Here is a 4,841-nt window from a genome sequence, read left to right on the forward strand (position 1 = left end):
GGCCCGTTCACGATGAAGCTCACCGGCGACGACGACCGCGACGGCTACGTGGTCTCGGAGTCCCGGGTGGACGGCGACGGCTGGTTCAACTACTTCGGCTGGCCCACCTCCTCCGAGCTGCCCTGGACGTTCACCGAGCAGGGCACCGTCATCGACTCCCTGGTCTACGGCAAGCTGCCGCGCGGCCGGCACACCGTCGAGTACCGCTCGATCGACGCCGCCGGCAACTACGGGCAGGCCAAGAGCTTCACCGTCACCACCATCGCCCCGCCGCCGGCCTGCGACCGCACGGTCACCGGCGCGCACCGGGGCCCGCTCACCGTGGCCGACGGCGTCACCTGCCTGAAGGACGCCCAGGTCACCGGCCCGGTCACGGTCAAGGCCGGCGCCTCGCTGGTGACCGACGGCGGCCGGATCAGCGGCACGCTCACCGCCGCCGGGCCCGCCGCCGTGCACCTGATCAGGACCCGCGTGGACGGCGCGCTCAGCGTCACCGGCGCGGGCCGGCTCACGGTCGTGGGCGCCGAGCTGCGCGGCGCGGCCGTGCTCACCGGCAACACCGCGCCGATCCTGTCGGGCGTCACGGTCAAGGGCGCGCTCGCCTGCACCGGCAACACCCCCGGGCCGGCCGACCTCGGCGTGCCGAACCAGGTGAACGGCGCGGGCGGCGGTCAGTGCGGCAAGCTGTCAGCGGGCGTCAAGGGGAAGCCGTACGAGGCGGTCCAGGACGTCCGTCAGTGAGCTGACGGCCAGATCGCGGACCCTGGCGTACTCGGACTCCGGGTACTGCCGGGGTCCGTTCTCCACCAGCAGGATCAGGTAGAGGTAGGCGCGGTACAGATCCAGCCGGACGCGGGCCGAGGAAGTCAGCTCCAGCGGCGTCACCTCGCGGTAGCCGGCCAGCAGCGGGTCGTCCTCGCGCAGCTCGTCGAAGATCGTCGGGGTGACGAACTCGGCGATCGGGTCGCCCCAGAACGCCCGCTCGTGGTCGATGATCGCCTGGATGCGCGGCTCGCCGGTCAGGTCGAGGAACACGTTCCCGGCCCACACGTCGAAGTGCACCAGGCACGGCGTGGTCACCTCGTCCAGCACCGGCGCGGCCCGCTCGAAGACCGCCATGATCTCGGCGGCCGGGCGGGGCAGCGGCGCCGGGTAGCGCTCGGTGTCGGCCAGCAGCGCGCCCGCCATGGCCAGGAACGCCTCCCGCCAGGTCGAGCCGACGATCCCGGCGTGCGGGTAGCCGAACACCTCGCCGGTCACCGCGTTGAAGGCGGCCAGATGGCGGCCGAGCTCCCGGCGCAGCGCCTGCTCGCCCTCGGGCTTGACGTCGTTCCAGGAGACGCCGTCGAGCGCGGTCAGCATCAGGTAGTCGCCGCCGAGCACCGGGTCGTCGAACCCGGCCACCAGCAGCTCGGCCATCGGCACGCCCGCCGCGGCGGCCAGCTCGTAGGCGGCGGCCTCCATGCGCAGCAGGTTGCGCTCGTAGCTGAGCTGGTCGAGGTCGGGCGAGGGGGAGAGCTTGAGCACCACCTCGCGGCCGTCCTCCAGGGTCAGCCGCCACACGGCGTTGGCGTAGCCGTCGGTCAGCTCGACGGCCGTGAAGACACCGGCCCCCACGGCCCGTCTGGCCAGCGCGTCGAGCTCGGCGGGCGATAAGCGGCGCTTGGTCCTGCTGTCCACGCGAGGCCCCTTCCGGGTTCAGGCGACGCTGATCGTCCAGCTCGCCACGTGTTCGTCGCCCGGCCGCAGTACGACCAGGTCGGTGCCGGAGTTGAAGGCGTCGGGCGGGCAGGTCATCGGCTCGACCGCGACGCCCTCGTAGCCGAGCTGCCGGCTCGTGCAGACCTGTGCCCAGGGCAGCACCGCCGGGTCCCAGGCGAGCCGCACCCCGCCGACCCGCGCCTCGCCGCGGTCGAGCCCGGTGAAGGCGTGGTCGATCACGGTGTCGCCGACCGGGCGCGGCTTCCTGAAGTCGTACGGGGTGCCGGCGACGTCGGCCAGGCCGGCCGGCAGCAGCCGGTCGTCGGTCGTCAGATAGCGGGCGGCGGGCAGCTCCAGCTCCTCGCCCAGCAGCCACGGGTGGGGCCCGCAGCCGTAGGGGGCGTCGGCCTCGCCGGTGTTGCGGGCCGTGACCGTCGTGGTCAGGCCGCCCGCGTCGAGCCGGTGCTCGGCCGACAGCGCCAGCGTGAACGGGTAACCGGGCGCCTCGGCCAGCTCGTACGTCAGGCGCGCCCGATCGGCCCCGGCCTCGGCCACCTTCCAGTCGACGACGGCGACCAGGCCGTGCAGCGCGTGACCGCGGTCGGGCTCGGTCACCTCAAGCCGGTGCGAGCGGCCCTGGAAGGCGTAGCGGGCGCCGCCCACCCGGTTGGGCCAGGGGGCCAGGACGGTGCCCGCGAAGTAGGGGACCGGGCCCTGCTCGGGCCAGGTCGTCACCAGGTCGCGCCCGCCGTGCCGGAGCGTTCTGAGCGCGGCGCCGCGCGAGCTGATCTGCGCGGTGTAGCCGCCGCCTTCGAGCTGGGGCACGGGAGAAGGTCCTTTCGTCGGGCGTGCGAGCGAGCCGGGCCAGGATAACGCCTGGTCAGGCAGACTCTCGGCGAACCAGGTGCGTGTCGAGGATCACCACGGGCTGGCGCAGCTCCTCGCCGTTGATGCGGGCCACGAGGAGCTGGGCCATCTGGCGGCCCATGGCCTCCGTGGGCTGGTGGACGGTGGTCAGCGGCGGATCGGCGTGCAGCGCGGCCTTGGAGTCGTCGAAGCCGATCACGGCGACGTCGCCCGGGATCGCCTTGCCCGCGGCCTTGAGCACGCGCATCGCGCCCAGGGCCATCGGGTCGGAGGCGGCGAAGACGGCGTCGAGATCGGGATGGCTCTCCAGCAGCTCCTGCATGGCGGTGGCGCCGCTCTCCTCGGAGAAGTCGCCGAAGGCCACGATCTCCGGCAGCCCCGAGGGCAGCAGAGCGTCGCGGTAGCCGGCCAGACGGTCGACGCCCACGCCCATGTCCTGGGGGCCGGCGATCGTGGCGATCGCGCCCCGGCCGAGGCCCAGCAGGTGTTTGACCGCCTGCCGGGCCCCCGCCCGGTTGTCCATGTCCACGAAGCTGTAGGGGTCGAGGCCGACGGGCCTGCCGCCGAGCACGGTCGGCACGCCCATCTCCTCCAGCCTGCCCGGCAGCGGGTCGGCGCCGTGCAGCGACAGCAGCAGCACGCCGTCGACGTGCTGCCCCGTCAGGTAGGTCTCCAGCCGCTCGTGCTCCTCGGGGGAGCGCGCCATCGCCAGGATCAGCTGCAGCCCGGTCTCGGCCAGCGCCGAGCCGATGCCGCGGATGGTGCCGGCGAAGTACGGCTCGTCGAAGACCCGGAACTGGGACTCCGACACCACCAGGGCGACCGTGTCCGTGCGGCGCGTGACGAGGGCGCGCGCCGCCCTGTTGGGCACGTAGCCCAGCTCGCGGATGGCCAGCTCGACGGCCTCGCGGGCCTTGGCGCTGACGTTCGGCGAGCCGTTGATGACTCTCGACACCGTGCCCCGGCCCACACCGGCCCGAGCCGCGACTGCCTCAAGAGTCGGTCGGTTCATGTCGCCTATTCTGCCGGATGATCTCCGAGTACCAGTGCGCGCTGTCCTTCAGCAGCCGCTCCTGGGTGTCGAAGTCGACGTGGACCAGGCCGAAACGCTTGCCGTAGCCCCAGGCCCATTCGAAGTTGTCCATCAGCGACCAGGCGAAATAACCCTGCAGGGGCACGCCCGCGTCGATCGCCTGCCGGCACGCGCCGAGGTGCGCCTCCACGTACGCCTGCCGCTGCGCGTCGTGGATGCGGCCGTCGGCCAGCACGTCGTCGAAGGCGGCGCCGTTCTCGGAGACCACCATCGGGATCGGCGGGTAGTCCCGCGCCACCCGGGTGAGCACCTCCACCAGGCCGTCCTCGTCGATCTCCCAGCCCATCGCGGTGACCGGCCGGCCGCCGTTGACGAACGAGACGTGCTCGCTGCCCACCCACGGCGAGGCCGTGTCCGTGGGGGCCGCCGCCGCCGACGCCCTGCCGCCGGGCGCGCCGGAGACCGTGAAGCGGCTGTAGTAGTTGACCAGCAGCACGTCGATCGGCGCGTTGATGGTCTTCATGTCGCCCGGCCGCACGAGGTCGTCGTCGATCGGGATGTCGTTCAGGACGTCCTCGGGGTAGCGGCCGGTCAGCAGCGCGTCCAGGAAGAACCGGTTCTGCAGGCCGTCGATGCGGCGGGCCGCGTCCAGGTCGGCCTCGCTGCCGGTCTCGGGGGAGATCGCGTACAGGTTGACGCAGCCGCCGGCGCGGCGCGCGTCCATCGCCTGGACGGCCAGGCCGTGGGCCAGGTTGAGGTGATGCGCGCCCCTGATCGCGTTGCGCGGCTCACGCCGGCCAGGGGCGTGCTCGCCCGAGGCGTAGCCGAGGAACGCGGCGCACCACGGCTCGTTGACCGTGCTGAAGGTGTGGACGTGGTCCTTCAGCGCCTCGTGCACGATCGCGGCGTACTCGGCGAAGCGGTAGGCCGTGTCGCGGTTGGGCCAGCCGCCCTTGTCCTCCAGCTCCTGCGGCAGGTCCCAGTGGTAGAGGGTCAGCCACGGGTCGATGCCGTTGTTCCGGAGCTCGTCCGTGAGCCGCTTGTAGAAGTCCAGGCCCTTCTGGTTGACCGCGCCCGAGCCGGTCGGCTGGATCCGCGGCCACGACACCGAGAAGCGGTAGGCCGTCAGGCCCAGGTCCGCCATGATGGCGACGTCCTGGCGGTAGCGGTGGTAGTGGTCCATGGCCACGTCCCCGTGGTGCCCGTTGAGCACCCGCCCCGGGGTCTTGGTGAAGGTGTC

4 protein-coding genes and 1 pseudogene are annotated in these 4,841 nt (G+C 72.7%); 1 reads left to right on the forward strand and 4 read right to left on the reverse strand.

The genetic code is table 11. The annotated features are described in order from the left end of the window. A pseudogene (locus ACWCSD_RS47855) lies at window positions 1-741 on the forward strand (M64 family metallopeptidase); the annotation flags it as partial. On the opposite strand, the gene ACWCSD_RS47860 reads toward ACWCSD_RS47855, so the two are convergent. The 4 genes from ACWCSD_RS47860 to ACWCSD_RS47875 all read right to left on the reverse strand — a co-directional run. Next, window positions 688-1,680: a phosphotransferase family protein gene (locus ACWCSD_RS47860; protein ID WP_358293041.1), complete on the reverse strand. Its 993-nt coding sequence runs from the start codon at window positions 1,678-1,680 to the stop codon at window positions 688-690. The pseudogene ACWCSD_RS47855 and the gene ACWCSD_RS47860 sit on opposite strands and share 54 nt — an antisense overlap. An 18-nt stretch (window positions 1,681-1,698) precedes the next feature. Then, the gene (locus ACWCSD_RS47865; RefSeq protein ID WP_449925690.1) at window positions 1,699-2,526 is read right to left on the reverse strand and encodes an aldose 1-epimerase family protein; all 828 of its coding nucleotides are present in this window, start codon (window positions 2,524-2,526) and stop codon (window positions 1,699-1,701) included. Window positions 2,527-2,581: 55 nt separating this feature from the next. Beyond that, window positions 2,582-3,580, reverse strand: a complete 999-nt coding sequence (locus ACWCSD_RS47870) for a LacI family DNA-binding transcriptional regulator (RefSeq protein ID WP_352351719.1) — start codon at window positions 3,578-3,580, stop codon at window positions 2,582-2,584. Further along, a partial coding sequence (locus tag ACWCSD_RS47875) for a GH1 family beta-glucosidase (protein ID WP_449925692.1) occupies window positions 3,561-4,841 on the reverse strand: 1,281 nt, incomplete at its 5' end. The genes ACWCSD_RS47870 and ACWCSD_RS47875, both read right to left, overlap by 20 nt.

It is taken from the genome of Nonomuraea sp. NPDC001684 (assembly GCF_053596515.1).